This window comes from Nocardioides ginsengisoli (assembly GCF_039537225.1).
GTDB lineage: Bacteria > Actinomycetota > Actinomycetes > Propionibacteriales > Nocardioidaceae > Nocardioides > Nocardioides ginsengisoli.
This window is the reverse complement of the sequence record NZ_BAABAC010000049.1, coordinates 266247-284449: the sequence shown is the minus strand read 5'-3', so window position 1 is coordinate 284449 and position 18203 is coordinate 266247. Positions and strand designations below refer to the sequence as shown.

Genomic DNA, 18203 nt, shown 5'->3' with positions numbered 1-18203 from the left:
CTCGAGCGAGTTTGTGCCGGGTCGGCGCGCCACGGCCTACGGTGGCGGCATGTCCCGCCGGCGCGCCCTCTGGCTGTCGGTCGGCGGTGTGCTCGTCGTCGTCATGGTCGCGGCGCTCGCGGTCTTCCAGCCCTGGCTGCTGTTCGTCGACCGCACGGCCGACGAGGGCGACGACCCGTCCGCCGTCGTCGGTACGGCGGACGGCGGGCTGACCGACACCGGCGTGCCGTCGGCGCACGGTGGGGCGCCGACGCGCGTCGTCCTCGTCTCCGCCGAGCTCATCGACGGCGAGCACGGCACGTCGGGGACGGTGATCGTCTACCGCCGCAGCGACGGCTCCCGCTACCTGCGCATCGACGACCTCGACACCTCCAACGGGCCCGACCTCCACGTCTGGCTCAGCGACCGGCCCAGCGGCGGCGACTGCGGGGGCTGTCGCGACTCGTGGGGCATCTACGACGACGGCACCCACGTGCACCTCGGCACGCTCAAGGGCAACCGCGGCAGCCAGAACTACGAGATCCCCGACTCGGCCGACCTGTCCGCGATGCGCTCGGTCGTGATCTGGTGCGACCGCTTCAACGTCGCGTTCGGGACCGCGCCCCTAGCCTGATGCCGTGCAGCACCTCCGGATCGCCTCACCTCGCGACCTGACGCCCGCGGTCCTCGACGCGCTCCGGGCCGACCACGCCGTCACCGGCCTGACGTGCGTCCGAGGCGCGCTGCTCGAGCCCGAGGGCGATCTGGTCGAGGCCGACGTCGCCCGCGAGGCCGTCAACGACGTGGTCGACGCGCTGCGGTCGATCGGTGTCCCGCTCGAGGGTGCGATCCACGTGCAGCCGGTGACGACCTGGCTGTCGGCGCCCGCCCTCGACGCCGAGCGCCGTACGCCGGGCTCGTCGGCCGACTCGGTCGTGTGGGCCGAGGTCACGCAGCGCGCCTACGAGGAGTCCGAGCTCAACTGGACGTTCCTGACCTTCATGAGCCTGGCGACGCTCATCGCGAGCATCGCGATCGTGCTGGACTCGCAGATCCTGGTGATCGGCGCGATGGTGCTGGGGCCGGAGTTCGTGCCGATCGCGGCCCTCGGCCTCGCGCTCGTACGACGCCGTCCCGCGCTGCTCCGGTACGCCGCCCGGACGCTGCTCGGCGGCTTCGCGGTCGCGATAGCGGTGGCGGCGCTCGCGGCCCTGGCCGCACGCGCCCTCGGCTGGGTGAGCGTCGCGCAGGTCATCGCCCCACGCCCGGCGACGGCGTTCATCTACACCCCCGACAAGTGGTCGTTCATCGTCGCCGTCATCGCCGCCGCGGCGGGGGCGCTCTCGCTGACCTCGGCCAAGGTGGGCGGTCTGTCGGGCGTCTTCATCTCCGTCACCACCATCCCGGCGGCCGGCAACGTCGCCCTCGGCCTGGCGTTCGGGGTGCCGAGCGAGATCCGCGGGAGCCTGCTCCAGTTGCTGCTCAACATCTCCGGGATGGCGGTCGCGGGCTGGCTCACCCTCGCCTTCCAACAGGCCGTGTGGAGCCGGATGTCCGCGCGCCGCGCGCGCCTCGCGGCTCGCATCCACCGGCACGACTGACCGGGCGGGCTACGGTGCGGGCATGCAGCAGCCCCAGGAACTCGTCGCCGCCCTGCCGAGCGCGCGCCGCAACCAGTCGGTGGTCGTGTCCGGATGGTTCGCGACCCATGCCGACGCCGGAACCCCGGGCCCGCACCTGCGGCTGTCGGCGTCCGACCTCGAGGACCTCGTGGTGCGCACCGACCAGGTGCCGCGGCTCTGCGCGCTGCTGCAGGCGATGGCTCAGCGCGTCGACGAGCAGTGGGCGGCCGACGGCGAGCAGTACGCCGACGAGGTGGTCCGCCGCGCCCCCGACCCGGAGGACCCCGCCGTCCAGCGGGCCGCGGCCCTCGACCGGCTGCGCTTCGCGGCCGCGGTGGGCGACCGGCTCGACGAGGTCGTCGGCCTGATCCGCGCGGCCGAGAGCACCGACGAGGCGATCGACGCGGTGGCCGCGCTGCTCGACGTCGACCCGGCGCACGTGCTCGGCCGGCTGACCCGCTTCAACCTGCTCGGGCTGACCCGCCCGGCCACCGAGCGACGCTGGCAGTTGATCGACGGCGAATGACCGGATCCCCGCTCGTGGCGGGCCCTTTCCGCCCGAGAGGATGGGGGACATGACGACCGAGCATGCCCCGATCGAGCCCGACACCAAGGACTGGACCTGGGTCCTCGACCGCCCCTGCCCCGACTGCGGCTTCGACGCGACCACGGTCGCCGCCACCGAGCTCGGGGCCGCGATCCGCGACGACGCGGCCTTCTGGGCGACGGTGCTCGCCGACCCGCGCGCGGGCGAGCGGCCCGCACCGGGCGTGTGGTCGCCGACCGAGTACGGCTGCCACGTCCGCGACGTGCACCGGGTCTTCGCCGGCCGGGTCGAGCAGATGCTGACCGAGGCCGACCCGCTCTTCGCCAACTGGGACCAGGACGACACCGCCCGCGCCGAGCGCTACGACGAGCAGGTCGCCGCCGACGTCCTGCCCGCTCTCGCCGAGGCGGCCGAGCTCGCCGCGGCGCGCTACGACGCCGTACCCGACGACGCCTGGGGCCGACCGGGCCGGCGCAGCAACGGCAGCGTCTTCACCGTCGACACGCTCGGCCGGTATCACCTGCACGACCTCGTGCACCACCGCTGGGACGTCCGGTGGATCATGGGCGGGTGAGGCACACCGAGTTCTGGTCGCGCATGGAGCACCACCTGGGCGCGGCCTACGCGCGCACCTGGGCCAGTCAGCAGGTGATGGCGGACCTCGACGGTCGCACGGTGCAGGAGGCGCTCGACGCGGGCGTCTCGCCGAAGCAGGTCTGGCTCGCGGTCTGGGAGCGCCTCGGCCTGCCCCCGAGCGAGCGATGACCGGCGTCGCGGACGCCGACCTGGAGATCGGGTCGGCGCAGCGCCGTACGGTCCGGGTCCTCGTCCTCACCCAGGCGGTCGGCGCGGTCGGCATCACGATCGGCATCGCGACCGCGTCGCTGCTCGCACGCGACCTGTCCGGGTCGGAGGCGCTGTCGGGGCTGGCGCAGACGTCCCAGGTCCTGGGCGCGGCGGTGATCTCGTTCCTGCTGGCGCCGCTGATGGCGCGGCGCGGCCGTCGTACCGGGCTGATGACGGGCTATGTCGTCGGCGCGGGCGGCGGCCTGACCGCCGTCCTGGCAGGGGTGGTGGGCTCGATGCCGCTGCTCCTCGTGGGCGCGCTCATGCTCGGCGCCGCGACCTCGGCCAACAACGCCGCGCGGTACGCCGCCACCGACCTCGCCACCGACGCCAACCGCGCCCGCTCGCTGTCGATGGTGGTGTGGGCGACGACGATCGGCGCGGTCGCCGGCCCCAACCTGACCGGCCCGGCCGGCGCACTCGCCGACCGGATCGGCATCCCCGAGCTGACCGGACCGTTCGCGATCGGCGCCATCGGCATGCTGTCGGCGGCGGTCGTCGTGGGCCTGCTGTTGCGGCCCGACCCCCTGCTCCTGGCCCAGCGCGCCGCCCGTCCCGCGGGTGTGCTGGCCGCCCCCCGGACCGGCTCGTCGTGGAGCCGGACCGTCGAGACCGTCCGCGCCCGTCCGCAGCTCGGCTACGCCATCGCGGGGCTGGCGCTCACCCACGCCACGATGATCGGCGTGATGACGATGACGCCGATCCACATGGAGCACGGCGGATCCGGGCTCGAGGTGATCGGCATCGTGATCAGCGTCCACGTGCTCGGGATGTTCGCCTTCTCGCCGTTCGTCGGGATGCTCGCCGACGGGTTCGGCCGCCCACCCGTGCTCGGCGCCGGGGGAGCGACGCTGCTGCTCGCGCTGCTGCTCTGTGCGTCGTCCCCGACCGGGATGTCGTGGCAGGTGACCCTCGGGCTGTTCCTGCTCGGGCTCGGCTGGTCGCTGTCGATGGTCGCCTCGTCGACGATGGTGGCCGAGCACGCGCCGATCGAGGTGCGCACCGACGTCCAGGGCGTCTCCGACCTGGTGATGGGCATGACCGCCGCCGTCGCGGGCGCGCTGGCCGGCCTGATCGTCGGCCAGGCGGGCTATCCGGCGCTCGCGCTGGTCAGCCTGGTGCTGGTCGTCGGGGTGCTCGGATGCGCGCTGCGGGCCGCCGCGCCGACACGCCGGGTGGCGTAGCGGGACTTCGAACAGATGTTCGGCTAGGTTGGTGGGCACGGCGGCACGGGAGTGATCCACGAGCCGTCCACAGGTACGACGCAGGCGAGTCTTCGTCCACAGCACGGCACGACTGATCAGGTTGTGTCGGGACCTCGTCATAGCGTCGCCGACGTACCTGGCTCATCCACGACCTAAGGACTGACGAACATGGCTGGTGACGACCGCATCAAGGCCCTCGACGCCGCGCTGCTCAACATCGAGAAGCAGTACGGCAAGGGCTCGATCATGCGCCTCGGCGACGACACGCGCGCCCCCCTCGACGTGATCCCGACCGGATCCATCGCCCTCGACGTCGCCCTCGGCATCGGCGGTCTGCCGCGCGGCCGGGTCGTGGAGATCTACGGCCCCGAGTCCAGCGGTAAGACGACCGTCGCGCTCCACTCCGTGGCCAGCGCCCAGGCCGCCGGCGGCATCGTGGCCTTCATCGACGCCGAGCACGCGCTCGACCCCGACTACGCCAAGGCGCTCGGCGTCGACACCGACGCCCTGCTGGTCTCCCAGCCCGACTCCGGTGAGCAGGCGCTCGAGATCGCCGACATGCTGATCCGCTCCGGCGCCCTCGACCTGATCGTCATCGACTCCGTGGCCGCGCTCGTGCCCCGCGCCGAGATCGAGGGCGAGATGGGCGACAGCCACGTCGGGCTCCAGGCCCGCCTGATGAGCCAGGCGCTGCGCAAGATGACCGGTGCCCTCAACCAGTCCAAGACGACCGCGATCTTCATCAACCAGCTGCGCGAGAAGATCGGCGTCATGTTCGGCTCGCCCGAGACCACCACCGGTGGTCGCGCGCTGAAGTTCTACTCCTCCGTGCGCCTCGACGTCCGCCGCATCGAGACCCTCAAGGACGGCACCGACATGGTCGGCAACCGCACCCGGGTCAAGGTCGTCAAGAACAAGGTCGCCCCGCCCTTCAAGCAGGCCGAGTTCGACATCATGTACGGCAAGGGCATCTCCCGCGAGGGCGGCCTGATCGACGTCGGCGTCGAGGCGGGCCTGATCCGCAAGGCCGGCGCCTGGTACACCTACGAGGGCGACCAGCTCGGCCAGGGCAAGGAGAACGCCCGCAACTTCCTCAAGGACAACCCCGACCTGGCCAATGAGCTGGAGAAGAAGATCCTCGAGAAGCTCGGCGTCACCCCCACCGTCGACGGCGACTTCTCCGACCTCTCCGACGAGCCCATCGGCGTCGACAGCTTCTGACCGCCCACCCCACCCCACTCGGACGCCCGGACACCCCGGCCCCGTCCGGGGGCCGGCAGGTGCCGGCCAGGGGCGCGGCGCGGCGACTCGGGGTGCCGTCGGCGTGGAGGTCCGGTCACCTTCCGGAGGTGAGTGCGCCGACGGCGGGGTCCCCGCTCTGAGCCGCGCGGCGGCCCTGGCAGGCGCCGGAGGTGCGCGGACGGAACGGACCGACCACCCGACGACACGAGCCGCAGACGACCCCCGACCCCCGAACCAGGCGACAGCCACCCATCAGCGGAGGTGAGCGATGAGCTCGTTCCGACAACGCACCCCCATCGACCGCAACGCCGAGCCCCCCGCCGACGACGAGCCCCAAGGCTGGACCGAGGACGCCGACCCCGAGTCGGTCGCCCGCAAGATCCTCCTCGACCAGCTGTCCATCAAGGCCCGCAGCCGCCACGAGCTCGAAGACCGGCTGGCCCGCCGCAACGTCCCCGAGGAGGTCGCCGGCCGGCTGCTCGACCGCTTCGAAGAGGTCGGCCTGGTCGACGACGAGGCGTTCGCCCGCTCGTGGGTCGAAGGACGTCAGCGCAGCCGCGGCCTGGCCCGCACGGCGCTGGCGGTCGAGCTGCGGCGCAAGGGGATCGACGACGAGACCGCCCGCACGGTCCTGGCCGAGGTCGATCCGGGCGACGAGGACGCCGCGGCCGCCCAGCTGGTCCGCAAGAAGCTGCGCTCGATGCGCGGCCTCGACCCGCAGGTCGCGACCCGGCGCCTGGTGGGGATGCTCGCGCGCAAGGGCTACGCACCCGGTACGGCGTACGCCGTCGTCCGCCGCGAGCTCGGCGCCCTCGCCGACCCCGACGCCGCCGACGCGCCCGACCTCGGCCTCGACGACTAGCTCGGCCCGCCCCGCCGTCCGCGCCGCCGCCGAGAGCCGAGAGCCGAGGCGCCGACGACGCGGCGACCGCCGCACCCCCGGTGCAGAATGGTCCGGTGACGACTGAGACCGACGCGAAGCCGGCGCCCGAGCGCGAGATCCTGACCTACGACCTGTTCGGCACGGCCGTGCGCGACCTCGCCCAGCAGGTGGTCGACGACGGCTTCGAGCCCGACATCGTGCTCGCCATCGCCCGCGGCGGGCTGGGCCTGGCGATGGGCCTGGGCTATGCGCTCGACGTCAAGAACCTGTCGGCGGTCAACGTCGAGTTCTACACCGGCGTCAACGAGCGTCTCAACGTCCCGATGATGCTGCCGCCGACGCCGGCGGCGATCGACCTGACCGGCATGAAGGTCCTCATCGCCGACGACGTCGCCGACACCGGCAAGACGCTCGAGGTGGTCCGCGACTTCTTCGCCGACCACGTCGCCGAGGCGCGCACGGCAGTGATCTACGAGAAGCCGTGGACGGTGATCCGTCCGGAGTACGTCTGGCGCCGGACCGAGGGGTGGATCGACTTCCCGTGGTCCTCGACCCCGCCGCTCGTCGACCGCCGCGGCGGCCTCGCCCACTGAGCCCCCACGCGTGAGCCGGGCCGCTAGGGTCTGGCCATGAGCTTCCCTCTCTCGGACCTGACGTCGTCGCTGCGCGTCCCGCCCGGTCCGGTCGATCTGGGCGCGATCGACACCAACGGTGCCCCGGGCTTCGACGGCGACAAGAAGGACGGCGAGACCGCGCTGCTCGCGCTGGCGCCCGGCCTGGAGGACCTGCAGGAGCGACTGTTCGCCGAGGGCAAGTCCGGCGGCCGGCGCAACATCCTGGTGGTGCTGCAGGGCATGGACACCTCCGGCAAGGGCGGCACCCTCCGCTCGACGGTGGGGCTGGTCGACCCGCAGGGGGTGCGGATCACCTCCTTCAAGGCGCCGACGCGCGAGGAGCTCGCCCACGACTTCCTGTGGCGGGTCACCAAGGCACTGCCCGAGGTGGGGCTGATCGGCGTCTTCGACCGCTCGCACTACGAGGACGTCCTGATCGCGCGGGTCCGGTCGTTGGCTCCGGCGGAGGAGATCGAGCGGCGCTACCAGGCGATCAACGACTGGGAGGCCGACCTGGCCGCTGAGGGCACCACGATCATCAAGTGCATGCTGCACATCTCCGCCAAGGAGCAGAAGGACCGGCTGCTGGCGCGGCTCGACGACCCGACGAAATACTGGAAGTACAACCCGGGCGACGTCGACGAGCGCGAGCTGTGGCCGCATTACCAGGAGGCCTACCGGATCGCCATCGAGCGGACCAACACCAAGGTCGCTCCGTGGCACGTGATCCCGGCCGACAAGAAGTGGTATCGCAACCTCGCGATCGGCACGCTGCTCCACGACGCGCTGCAGTCCTTCGACCTGGGCTGGCCGAAGGCCGACTTCGACGTCGATCACGAGCGCCAGCGGCTCAACGACGAGAAGCCGCTGTGACCGCGCAGGTCGACGAGAGCGGTACGCCGGTGCGCGGCCTGCCCCTCGTCACGGTGACCCGCTATGTCACGCCTCTGCGCGAGGGCGGCAGCCTGCCGGGGGTGGTCGAGGCCGACGACCTCGGCACCTATGTCTGCAAGTTCCGCGGCGCCGGCCAGGGCCCGCGGGTCCTCGTCGCCGAGGTGATCGTCGCCGGCCTGGCGCGACTGCTCGACATCCCGACGCCCGATCAGGTCGTCCTCGACGTCGACCCCGAGATCGCCCGCTACGAGGCCGACGAGGAGGTCCAGGACCTGCTCAACGCGAGCGCGGGCCTCAACCTCGGCATCGACTTCCTGCCCGGCAGCTTCGGCTACGACGCGACGACGACGCCCGACGCCGACCTCGCCGGCCGCGTCCTGTGGCTCGACGCCTTCTCCGCGAATGTCGACCGGAGCTGGCGCAACCCCAACCTGCTGGTCTGGCGCGGCACGCTCCAGGCGATCGACCACGGCGCGTCGCTCTACTTCCACCACTCGTGGTCCGGCGGGCCGGGCGACCCGAGCCGCTTCGCCGGCCAGGCGTACGACGCGTCGGAGCACATCCTGCGGCGCTACGCCGAGCAGGCGCGCGCCCAGGACGCCGACCTCGCCGCGCGGCTGAGCGACGACGCGCTCGCCGCCGTCCTCGACGACGTGTGCGACGACTGGCTGGAGCCGGTGCCGGGCGCGGAGACGCCCGACGCCCTGCGCGAGCGGTACGTCGCCTTCCTCGCCGCCCGGCGTGACGGCGGCCGGCCGTGGCTGCCCGAGGCGGTCACCGCGGAGGCCGACGCGTGACGCCGTACCAGTACGTCACGCTGCGCTGCGTGCCGCGCGTGGAGCGCGAGGAGTTCGTCAACGTGGGCGTGGTGCTCTACTGCCCGGACGAGAAGTTCCTGGGCGTCCGTTCGGCGGTCGACCCGGCGCGGATCCGGGCGCTCGACGCGCACGTCGACATCGACGCGGTCCGGGCGGCGCTCGACGCGGTCGACCAGGTCTGCCGCGGCGAGGCGCACGCGGCGTTCGGGGTGGGCGTGCGCGCGACGGCGTACGGCTCGCGGGCGCAGAAGGACGACGCGAGCACCCGCTTCGGCTTCCTCAAGGCGCCGAGGAGCACGGTCCTGCAGCCGGGGCCGGTGCACGGCGGGGTGACCGCCGATCCGGCGCGGACCCTGGAGCACCTGCTCGAGGCGCTGGTCCTCTGAAGCACCGGACGCTTTGGTCGCGGATTCGGCGGAATCGCGACCACAACGTCCGGTACGACGCTCAGACGGGGACGAGCTCGACGGCGCCGACGGCGTAGCGGGCGAGGATCGTCCGGGCGATCTCCGGGTGCGCGCCGAGCGGCTCGGAGACGGCGACGGCGCCGGCCTCCAGGGCGAGCTCGGTGGCCCGGTCGACCAGGTTGCCGGGGGCGAGGAAGAGCGACGCGACGGCGATGTGCCGGCGGCCCTCGGCGCGGAAGGCGCGGACCGCCTCGCCGGTGGCCGGGGGAGCGCTGGTGGCGTACGCCGCGGTGACGGGCAGCTTGTGGTGCGCGCCCCAGAGCCGGGCGAGCCGGGCGACGGCCTGGTTGGCCAGCGGGTCGGACGTCCCGGCCGCGGCCAGGACCAGGGCGTCGAGCTCGCGGACGCGGGCGTCCTTGAGCGCCTCGCGCAGCCGCTCGTCGAGCACCTCGAGGAAGCGCGCCTCGAGACCGAGCACGGCCGTCGCACGGATCTGCAGACCCGGGTGGCGCGTGGTCGCCTCCGCGATCGCCTCGGGTACGTCGACCCGGGCGTGGAATGCCTCGACGAGGAGCAGCGGCACCACGACGATCTCGTCGTAGCCGGCCTTGACCAGCCGGTCGACGACCGTCTGGAAGCTCGGCTTGGCGAGGTCGAGGAACGCCTTCTCGATGCGCAGGTCGGGACGCAACGCCTTCGTGGCGTCGACGAGCGCGGAAACGGTGGCGGCCGAGCGCGGGTCGCGGCTGCCGTGGGCCAGGGCGATGAGTGCCGGAGCGGTCATCGTCGGTTCCCCCCTTCCTCAAGGGTGCGGTGCGCCGGGATGCGGGTGACGGGGAAGGACGCCATGGGGGTCATGAGCGTCATGAGTGGATCCCGCATTCGGTCTTGTTGGTGCCGGCCCACCGTCCGCTGCGCGGGTCGTCGCCGGGGGCGACCCGGCGGGTGCACGGCGCGCAGCCGATCGACGGGTAGCCGTCGTAGACGAGCGGGTTGACGAGCACGCCGTTCTCGGCGATGTAGCGCTCGACCTGCTCGTCGCTCCATCGGGCGATGGGGGACACCTTGACCTTCTGCTTCTTGGCGTCCCAGCCGATCACCGGAGCGATCACCCGGTTGTGGGTCTCCGCACGGCGCAGGCCGGTGGCCCACGCGTCGTACTGCGAGAGCGAGTCGGCCAGCGGCTTGACCTTGCGCAGCGCGCAGCACAGGTCGGGGTCGCGCTTGTAGAGCTCGGGGCCGTACTCGGCGTCCTGCTCGGCGACGGTCTGCACCGGCGTGATCGAGATCAGGTTGACCTTCATCGTCGCCTCGACGGCGTCGCGGGTGCCGATGGTCTCGACGAAGTGGTAGCCGGTGTCGAGGAAGACGACGTCGACGCCGGGCACGACCTTCTCGGCCAGGTGGGCGAGGACGGCGTCGCCCATCGAGGAGGTGATGCAGAACCGCTCGCCGAAGGTGGCGGCGGCCCACTCGATGATGACCTCGGCGGGGGCGAGCTCGAGCTCAGCGCCCCAGTGGGAGACGATCTCGCGGAGCTCCTCGGGAGACCGGCCGGCGGTGTGCGAGCCGCGGAACTCGCGGGCCGCGCGCGTGGTGGCGGTGGTCATGAGGCACCTCCTTCTTCGTTGGTTCGGACGTCGGACGCCCGGTCGATGAGGCCGAGCAGCTCGACCTTGAAAGCTCGACGGCACCCTCGGCATTCCCAGCCGACGGGCTCGTGGGGCCACAGGTCGGTCTCGCCGCAGTAGGGGCAGTGGTAGGGCACCGCCCGCGACGACACCGACTCCTCGGACATCAGACGGACTCCAGCGCCTTCTCGCCGCGCAGCAGGTCCTCGTCGGCGCGGTGCACCCAGGCGTCGAACGCCTCGCCCTCGGTGCGGTCGGCGAGGTAGTTGCCGACGACCGTCGAGACGTAGTCGTCGAGACCCTTGCTGGTCACCTTGTGCGCGCGCAGCTTGCGGCCGAAGTTGGCCCGTAGGCCGATCGCGCCGCCGAGGTGCACCTGGAAGCCCTCGACCTGGTCGCCGTTGTCGTCGACGACGAGCTGGCCCTTGAGGCCGAAGTCGGCGACCTGGGTGCGGGCGCAGGCGTTGGGGCAGCCGTTGACGTTGATGGTGATCGGGGTGTCGAGGTCGGGGAAGCGGCGCTCGAGCTCGTCGACCAGGTCGCTGGCGCGGTTCTTGGTGTCGACGATGGCGAGCTTGCAGAACTCGATGCCGGTGCACGCCATCGTGTTGCGGCGCCAGTTGGACGGGCGGGCGCTGAGGCCGATCTCGTCGAGGCGGTCGAGCAGCGCGTCGAGGACGGCGCCGTCGACGCCGATCAGCACCAGCTTCTGGTACGGCGTCAGGCGGGCGCCGGTGACGCCGTACTCGTCGAGCAGGTCGGCGAGCTGCACCAGCAGCGTTCCGGAGACCCGGCCGGCGGTCGGCGCGATGCCGACGTAGAACTTGCCGTCCTTCTGCTCGTGGACGCCGATGTGGTCGCGGTGACCGACCGGCGACTCGGGGGAGTCGAGGGTGACCAGCCTCTTGCCGAGGTACTCGTTCTCGAGGACCTCGCGGAACTTCTCGACGCCCCAGTCGGCGACGAGGAACTTGAGGCGGGCGCGCGAGCGCAGCCGGCGGTAGCCGTAGTCGCGGAAGATGCCGGCCACGCCGGACCACACGTCGGGGACCTCGTCGAGCGGGATCCAGACGCCGAGCTTCTGGGCGAGCATCGGGTTGGTCGACAGACCACCGCCGACCCACACGTCGAAGCCGGGGCCGTGCTCGGGGTGCACGGTGCCGACGAAGGAGACGTCGTTGGTCTCGGGGGAGACGTCCTGGCTGGGGTGGCCGGTGACCGCGGTCTTGAACTTGCGGGGGAAGTTCGAGAAGTCCTTGTTGCCGATGTAGCGGCGCTCGATCTCTTCGAGGGCGGGCGTGCCGTCGATGATCTCGTCCTTGGCGACGCCGGCGACCGGCGAGCCGAGGAAGGGGCGCGGCGAGTCGCCGCAGGCCTCGAGCGAGTGCAGGCCGACCGCGTCGAGCCGCTCCCAGATCTCGGGGACGTTCTCGATCTCGATCCAGTGGTACTGGATGTTCTGCCGGTCGGTGACGTCGGCGGTGTCGCGGGCGAAGTCGACGCCGATCTGGCCGAGCGCGCGCACGGCGGCCGGGGAAAGCAGCTTGCCGTCGGAGCGGACCCGCATCATGAAGTAGCGGTCGTCCAGCTCCTCCTCGGCGAGGGAGCCGGTCCTGCCGCCGTCGATGCCGGGCTTGCGCTGGGTGTAGAGACCCATCCAGCGGAAGCGGCCGCGCAGGTCGGCCGGGTCGATCGAGTCGAAGCCCCGCTTGGAGTAGGTGGAGAGGATCCGGTCGCGAACGTTGAGCGGGTCGTCGTCCTTCTTGGACTGCTCGTTCTTGTTCAGCGGCTCGGTGTAGCCGAAGGCCCACTGGCCCTCGGCACGGCGGGGCCGGGGCACCTCGGTGAAGCGAGGCGGCTGGGACTGGAAGCGCAGGTCAGGCATGCGGGGAGGAGGTCCTTCGCTGATGGGCGCGCGGAGTGCGCGGCTCGAGGGAGATGGTCGGCGTGATCAGCGGGGCCAACACATCATGCTGCGCGTGCGCCCGAAGTCCACGTGGCGTCGAACCACGAGGTGCGCATGGGTGGCAGCAGTGACCATGTCAATGAGTCTCACGCCTCGGACGCCCGGTCCACAAATGTCTATCCCATGATGTGGACAGCGTTCTCGGAATGTGGACGCAACCGCTGCCTCGGACCGGGGTTCAGGCGGATCCTGCGACGGAGGTCACACCAGGCGCCGCCTGCCAACCCGCCAGTAGCTTCGCAGCACCCGGGGTCTCCGGTCGCGGCCCGCGGGCCGCACTACGCTGTGCGCCATGAGCGACAACTCCCTGAACGGCGGCCTGGTCAGCAGCGCCTACAGCCAGGCCCTCGAGGTCATCGCGTCCGTCGAGCCCCGCATCGCCGAGGCGACCCGCCAGGAGCTCGCCGACCAGCGGGCGTCGCTCAAGCTGATCGCCAGTGAGAACTACGCCTCGCCCGCCGTCCTGCTCACGATGGGCACCTGGTTCAGCGACAAGTACGCCGAGGGCACCGTCGGCCACCGCTTCTACGCCGGCTGCCAGAACGTCGACACCGTCGAGGCGCTCGCCGCCGAGCACGCGCGCGAGCTGTTCGGCGCCGAGTACGCCTACGTCCAGCCCCACTCCGGCATCGACGCCAACCTGACCGCCTACTGGGCGATCCTGGCCCACCGGGTCGAGGGCCCGTGGCTGCAGAACGCCGGCGTGAAGAACATGAACGACCTCACCGAGGCCGACTGGGAGAAGCTGCGCGCCGAGCTCGGCAACCAGCGTCTGCTCGGCATGAGCCTCGACGCCGGCGGTCACCTGACCCACGGCTTCCGCCCCAACATCAGCGGCAAGATGTTCCACCAGAACCAGTACGGCACCGACCCGGCCACCGGGCTCGTCGACTACGACGCGCTGCGCGCCAAGGCCAAGGAGTTCAAGCCGCTGATCCTGGTCGCCGGCTACTCGGCCTACCCGCGCCGGGTCAACTTCGCCAAGATGCGCGAGATCGCCGACGAGGTCGGCGCCACCCTCATGGTCGACATGGCCCACTTCGCCGGTCTGGTCGCCGGCAAGGTGTTCACCGGCGACGAGGACCCGATCCCGCACGCCCACGTCGTCACCAGCACCTCGCACAAGTCGCTGCGCGGCCCGCGCGGCGGCTTCATCCTGGCCACCGAGGAGTACGCCCCGAGCGTCGACCGCGGCTGCCCGATGGTACTCGGCGGTCCGCTCTCGCACGTGATGGCCGCCAAGGCCGTCGCCTTCGCCGAGGCCCGTACGCCGCAGTTCCAGACCTACGCCCAGGACGTCGCCGACAACGCGAAGTCGCTGGCCGAGGGCCTGATGAAGCGCGGCACCAAGCTGGTCACCGACGGCACCGACAACCACATCGTGCTGCTCGACGTCTCCTCCTTCGGCCTCACCGGCCGCCAGGCCGAGTCGGCGCTGCTCGACGCGGGCGTCGTCACCAACCGCAACTCGGTGCCGGCCGACCCCAACGGCGCCTGGTACACCTCCGGCATCCGGATCGGCACGCCGGCGCTGACCAGCCGCGGCTTCGGCGGCGACGAGTTCGACACCGTGGCCGAGCTGATCGTCCAGGTGCTGCAGAACACCCAGCCCGGTACGACGTCCGCCGGCGCGCCGTCGAAGGCGTCGTACGTGCTGGCCGACGGCGTGGCCGACAAGGTCCACGCGGCGTCCGCCGAGCTGCTCGACAAGCACCCGCTCTACCCCGGCCTCGACCTCTCCTGACCGATCAGCGCCAGGAGTAGCCGACCTCGGGGCGCCCGCCGCTCGCGCCGTACCTCAGGCCGCGGGCGGCGAGCCCCTGGTCGGCGAGGTGCTCGAGATAGCGCCGCGCCGTCACCCGCGAGGACCCGACGGCGTCGGCGACCTCGCTCGCCGACAGCTCGCCGTCGGCGTCGCGCAGGGCGGCGGTGACGGCGCGCATCGTCTCGGGGCTCATCCCCTTGGGCAGCGGCACGGTCGCGGTGGGGCGCAAGGAGCCGAGCAGCCGGTCGACCTCGTCCTGCACCACCTCGGCGGGGGCGGCCGCGAGCTCGGCGCGATAGGCGGCGTACTGCTCGAGCTTGGCCCTGAAGGTCGCGAAGGTGAACGGCTTGAGCAGGTAGAGCACGACGCCCTGCCCGACCGCCTGGCGCACCACCTGGGTGTCGCGCGCCGCGGTCACCGCGATCACGTCGCACAGGTGGCCGGCGCCGCGCAGCCCGGCGAGCAGGCCGAGGCCGTGTCCGTCGGGCAGGTTCATGTCGAGCAGGACCAGGTCGACGGGCGTGCCCGCATCGCGCGCAGCGTCCAGCGCCCGGGCGGCGTCGCGGGCCGAGCGGGCGATGCCGGCCACCGCGAACCCCGGCACCCGGTCGACGTACGACGCGTGCGCCTCCGCGGCGAGCGCCTCGTCCTCGACGACGAGCACCCGGACCTCGCTCACGACACGGCTCCCGGGCGGAGCGTCACCGTGAAGGCGGCGCCGCCCAGCGTCGAGCGGCCCACCGCGACGTCGCCGCCGTGGCTGCGGGCGACCTGCGCGACGAGCGCCAGGCCGAGTCCGCGGCCGGCGCCGGGCGCCGCCTTCGTCGTCCAGCCGCGGTCGAGCACGCGGGCGGCGGCCTCGTCGTCGAGGCCGGCCCCGCTGTCGCCGACCTCGATCCGGACCGCGGTCGCGTCGCCGGAGAGCCGGACGTCGATGCGCCGGGTCGGCGTGTCGGCGAGCGCGTCGAGGGCGTTGTCGACCAGGTTGCCGAGGACGGTCACCAGGTCCCGCGGCGCGATGCCCTCGTGCGGCGGAAGGGTGCCCTCGATCCGCAGCTCGACGCCGCGCTCGGCGGCCTCGGCGGTCTTGCCGAGCAGCAGCGCGGCGACGACCGGATCGTCGACGGCGCCGACGACGCGGTCGGTGAGCAGCTGGGCGAGCTGCAGCTCCTCGGTGGCGAACTCGACGGCGTCCCCCGTGCGGCCCATCTCGATGAGCGACACGACGGTGTGCAGGCGGTTGGCGGACTCGTGGTTCTGCGAGCGCAGCGACTCGGTCAGCCGGCGGACGACCTCGAGCTCGCCGGTCACCGCGCGCAGCTCGGTGTGGTCGCGCAGGGTGACGACGGCGCCGACGTCGCGCCCGTCCCAGCGCGCGGGCGCGGAGGAGACGACGAGGATCCGCTCGCCGGCGAGGTAGAGGTCGTCGGCCTCGGCGGTGCTGCCGCGCGCGGCGGCGACCAGGCCGGGCGCGAGACCGAGGTCCTCGACCGGCGTGCCGAGGACGTCGTCGGGCAGGTCGAGCAGCCGGCGCGCCTCGTCGTTGACGAGCTGGACCCGGCCGTCGCCGTCGAGCAGCAGAAGGCCCTCGCGGACCGAGTGCAGGACAGCGGAGTGGTACTCGTACATCCGCGCCAGCTCGCGCTCGCCGAGCCCGTGGGTGACCCGGTGCAGCCGCCGCCCGAGCAGCCAGGCGCCGCTCAGCCCGACGAGGAGCACCGCGCCACCGGCGAGGGCGATGGCGGTGACGTCGCGGCGCAGGCCACGGTTGATGTTGCTGACCCGGATGCCGACGGAGACCAGCGCGACCACCCGGCCGCCGTCCTTGACCGGGACGACGGCGCGGACCGACGGCCCGAGCGTGCCGGTGTACTGCTGGGTGAAGACGTGCCCCTGGGGCGCGCCACCGAGGTCGCCGACGAACTTCCGGCCGATCTGGGCGGGGTCGGTGTGGGTGTAGCGCGTGCGGTCGAGGCCCATCACGACGACGAAGTCGGTGGCGGTGTCGCGGCGGACCTCCTCGGTCCACGGCTGCAGGACGGCGGTCGGGTCGCCGCCGCGCAGCGCGGACCGGACGGTGGGGGAGTCGGCGACGGTCTCGGCGACGTCGACCGCGCGCTGCGCGGCCCGGCTGTGCGCGTCCTTCCGCGCGTCGTACGACGCGAGCAGGATCCCGATCACCACCAGCAGCAGGACGCTGCCGACCTGGAGCAGCAGCACCTGGCGCGCGACCGGGCGGTCGCGGAGCAGGTGGGCACGGGACACCGCCTCATTGTGGTGCGCGCGACGCGTGGGTGCCATGGAGCGAGCGCGAACACAACGAACACAACCGTGACGGACGTCACTCGCGGCCGCATGGTTGCCGGGTAACCCAGCCCGGACCAGGAGGAACCATGGGCACCACCAAGGCGACAGCCGCACCGCACGGCTCGCGCACGCACTACCTCTATCTCGCCGTGATCGGCGCGGTGCTGCTCGGCATCGCCACCGGCCTGGTCTTCCCGGACCTGGCGGTGCAGCTCAAGCCGCTCGGCGAGGGCTTCGTCAACCTGATCAAGATGATGATCCAGCCGGTCATCTTCTGCACGATCGTGCTCGGCGTCGGCTCCGTCGCGAGCGCGGCCCGGGTCGGCCGCGTCGGCGGCCTCGCGCTCGTCTACTTCATGGTGATGTCGACGGTCGCGCTGTCGATCGGCATGCTCGTCGGCAACCTGCTGCACCCCGGCGACGGGCTGCACCTCACCGCGCAGGCCGCGGCGACCGCGCAGGAGAAGGCGGCCGAGGGGCACGCCGACACCACGGCGTTCCTGCTCGGCATCATCCCGACGTCGCTGTTCAGCGCGCTCACCAGCGGGAGCGTGCTGCAGACGCTGCTGGTCGCGCTGCTCGTCGGCTTCGCGCTGCAGCGGATGGGCGCGGTCGGCGCGCCGGTCCTCACCGCCGTCGGCCACCTGCAGCGCCTGGTGTTCCGGCTGCTGTCGATGATCATGTGGGCCGCGCCGGTCGGCGCCTTCGGCGCGATGGCCGCGGTCACCGGGCAGGGCGGCGTCGACGCGCTGAAGAGCCTGGCCATGCTGATGGTCGGCTTCTACGTGACCTGTGTGCTCTTCGTGGTCGTCGTCCTCGGCCTGCTGCTCAAGGTGGCGACGGGCATCAACATCTTCGCGCTGCTGCGCTACCTGGGTCGCGAGTTCCTGCTCATCCTGGCCACCTCGTCGTCCGAGTCGGCGCTGCCGCGGGCGATCGCCAAGCTGGAGCACGCCGGTGTCGACAAGACGACCGTGGGCGTCGTGGTGCCGACCGGCTACTCGTTCAACCTCGACGGCACCGCGATCTACCTGACCATGGCCTCGATCTTCATCGCCGAGGCGCTCGGCACGCCGCTCGCGCTGGGCCAGCAGATCTCGCTGCTGCTGTTCATGATGATCGCCGCGAAGGGCGCGGCGGGCGTGACCGGCTCGGGCATGGCGGTCCTCGCCGGTGGCCTGCAGTCCCACCGCCCCGAGCTCGTGGACGGCGTCGGCCTGATCGTCGGCATCGACCGGTTCATGTCGGAGGCGCGGGCGTTGACCAACTTCGCCGGCAACGCCGTCGGCACCGTCCTGGTCGGCCACTGGACCGGCAGCATCGACCGGGCCCGGCTGGACCGGGTGCTGGCCGGCGACGAGCCGTTCGACGAGACCACGATGCTCGACGAGCCCGTGGCGGCGGCCCCGGCGGAGCCCGCCGTACCGCGCCCGGAGCTCGCGGTGACCAGCGCCTCACACTGAGGATCCCCGGCTCA

General features: G+C 72.3%; 19 protein-coding genes. 14 read left to right on the top strand and 5 right to left on the bottom strand.

The annotated features are described in order from the left end of the window. Positions 1-49 precede the first annotated feature (49 nt). The 12 genes from AB4880_RS25120 to AB4880_RS25065 all read left to right on the top strand — a co-directional run bounded on the left by AB4880_RS25120 (position 50) and on the right by AB4880_RS25065 (position 9036). Complete coding sequence (locus AB4880_RS25120) at positions 50-613, top strand: DM13 domain-containing protein (RefSeq protein ID WP_367921957.1); 564 nt, start codon at positions 50-52, stop codon at positions 611-613. A 4-nt stretch (positions 614-617) separates the two neighbouring features. Further along, entirely contained in the window at positions 618-1580 is a 963-nt protein-coding gene (locus tag AB4880_RS25115) for a DUF389 domain-containing protein (RefSeq protein WP_367921956.1), read from the top strand. 22 nt (positions 1581-1602) lie between these two features. Beyond that, the gene (locus tag AB4880_RS25110) at positions 1603-2127 is read left to right on the top strand and encodes a hypothetical protein (protein ID WP_367921955.1); all 525 of its coding nucleotides are present in this window, start codon (positions 1603-1605) and stop codon (positions 2125-2127) included. A gap of 49 nt (positions 2128-2176) precedes the next feature. Continuing rightward, positions 2177-2722, top strand: coding sequence for a DinB family protein (locus AB4880_RS25105; protein WP_367921954.1), 546 nt, complete (start codon positions 2177-2179; stop codon positions 2720-2722). Further along, positions 2719-2913 (top strand): DUF3046 domain-containing protein, encoded by a 195-nt coding sequence (locus tag AB4880_RS25100; protein WP_367921953.1) that lies wholly within the window; start codon positions 2719-2721, stop codon positions 2911-2913. Before AB4880_RS25105 ends, AB4880_RS25100 begins: the two co-directional genes overlap by 4 nt. Further along, positions 2910-4178 carry an MFS transporter gene (locus AB4880_RS25095; RefSeq protein ID WP_367921952.1) on the top strand — a complete coding sequence of 423 codons (1269 nt, stop codon included), beginning with the start codon at positions 2910-2912 and terminating at the stop codon, positions 4176-4178. The genes AB4880_RS25100 and AB4880_RS25095 overlap by 4 nt, the downstream gene beginning before the upstream one ends. A gap of 189 nt (positions 4179-4367) precedes the next feature. Beyond that, complete coding sequence (gene recA / locus AB4880_RS25090) at positions 4368-5420, top strand: recombinase RecA (RefSeq protein ID WP_367921951.1); 1053 nt, start codon at positions 4368-4370, stop codon at positions 5418-5420. Between the two features lie 289 nt (positions 5421-5709). After that, a complete protein-coding gene (locus tag AB4880_RS25085; RefSeq protein ID WP_367921950.1) occupies positions 5710-6303 on the top strand; it encodes a regulatory protein RecX in 594 nt (197 codons plus the stop codon). Between the two features lie 95 nt (positions 6304-6398). Next, the gene (locus tag AB4880_RS25080) at positions 6399-6917 is read left to right on the top strand and encodes a phosphoribosyltransferase (protein WP_367921949.1); all 519 of its coding nucleotides are present in this window, start codon (positions 6399-6401) and stop codon (positions 6915-6917) included. A gap of 36 nt (positions 6918-6953) precedes the next feature. After that, positions 6954-7811, top strand: coding sequence for a PPK2 family polyphosphate kinase (locus AB4880_RS25075; RefSeq protein ID WP_367921948.1), 858 nt, complete (start codon positions 6954-6956; stop codon positions 7809-7811). Further along, a complete protein-coding gene (locus AB4880_RS25070) occupies positions 7808-8629 on the top strand; it encodes a HipA family kinase (RefSeq protein ID WP_367921947.1) in 822 nt (273 codons plus the stop codon). The genes AB4880_RS25075 and AB4880_RS25070 overlap by 4 nt, the downstream gene beginning before the upstream one ends. After that, positions 8626-9036 (top strand): DUF3037 domain-containing protein, encoded by a 411-nt coding sequence (locus AB4880_RS25065; protein ID WP_367921946.1) that lies wholly within the window; start codon positions 8626-8628, stop codon positions 9034-9036. The genes AB4880_RS25070 and AB4880_RS25065 overlap by 4 nt, the downstream gene beginning before the upstream one ends. Before the next feature lie 61 nt (positions 9037-9097). On the opposite strand, the gene AB4880_RS25060 is transcribed toward AB4880_RS25065, so the two are convergent. From AB4880_RS25060 to AB4880_RS25050, 3 genes are all read right to left on the bottom strand, one after another. Continuing rightward, entirely contained in the window at positions 9098-9841 is a 744-nt protein-coding gene (locus tag AB4880_RS25060) for a sirohydrochlorin chelatase (protein WP_367921945.1), read from the bottom strand. Between the two features lie 79 nt (positions 9842-9920). After that, positions 9921-10667, bottom strand: a complete 747-nt coding sequence (locus AB4880_RS25055) for a phosphoadenylyl-sulfate reductase (RefSeq protein WP_367921944.1) — start codon at positions 10665-10667, stop codon at positions 9921-9923. A gap of 187 nt (positions 10668-10854) precedes the next feature. Next, positions 10855-12573 carry a nitrite/sulfite reductase gene (locus tag AB4880_RS25050; RefSeq protein ID WP_367921943.1) on the bottom strand — a complete coding sequence of 573 codons (1719 nt, stop codon included), beginning with the start codon at positions 12571-12573 and terminating at the stop codon, positions 10855-10857. Between the two features lie 373 nt (positions 12574-12946). Between AB4880_RS25050 and AB4880_RS25045 the strand changes: the two genes are divergently transcribed. Next, on the top strand, positions 12947-14398 hold the full coding sequence (locus AB4880_RS25045) for a glycine hydroxymethyltransferase (protein WP_367921942.1): 1452 nt from the start codon (positions 12947-12949) through the stop codon (positions 14396-14398). 4 nt (positions 14399-14402) lie between these two features. Here AB4880_RS25045 and AB4880_RS25040 read toward each other — a convergent pair whose 3' ends face one another. After that, entirely contained in the window at positions 14403-15098 is a 696-nt protein-coding gene (locus tag AB4880_RS25040) for a response regulator (RefSeq protein ID WP_367921941.1), read from the bottom strand. Beyond that, entirely contained in the window at positions 15095-16684 is a 1590-nt protein-coding gene (locus AB4880_RS25035) for a sensor histidine kinase (protein WP_367921940.1), read from the bottom strand. The genes AB4880_RS25040 and AB4880_RS25035 overlap by 4 nt, the downstream gene beginning before the upstream one ends. Positions 16685-16812: 128 nt before the next feature. On the opposite strand from AB4880_RS25035, the gene AB4880_RS25030 reads away from it, so the two are divergent. Next, positions 16813-18189, top strand: coding sequence for a cation:dicarboxylate symporter family transporter (locus AB4880_RS25030; RefSeq protein WP_367921939.1), 1377 nt, complete (start codon positions 16813-16815; stop codon positions 18187-18189). Positions 18190-18203: the final 14 nt, after the last annotated feature.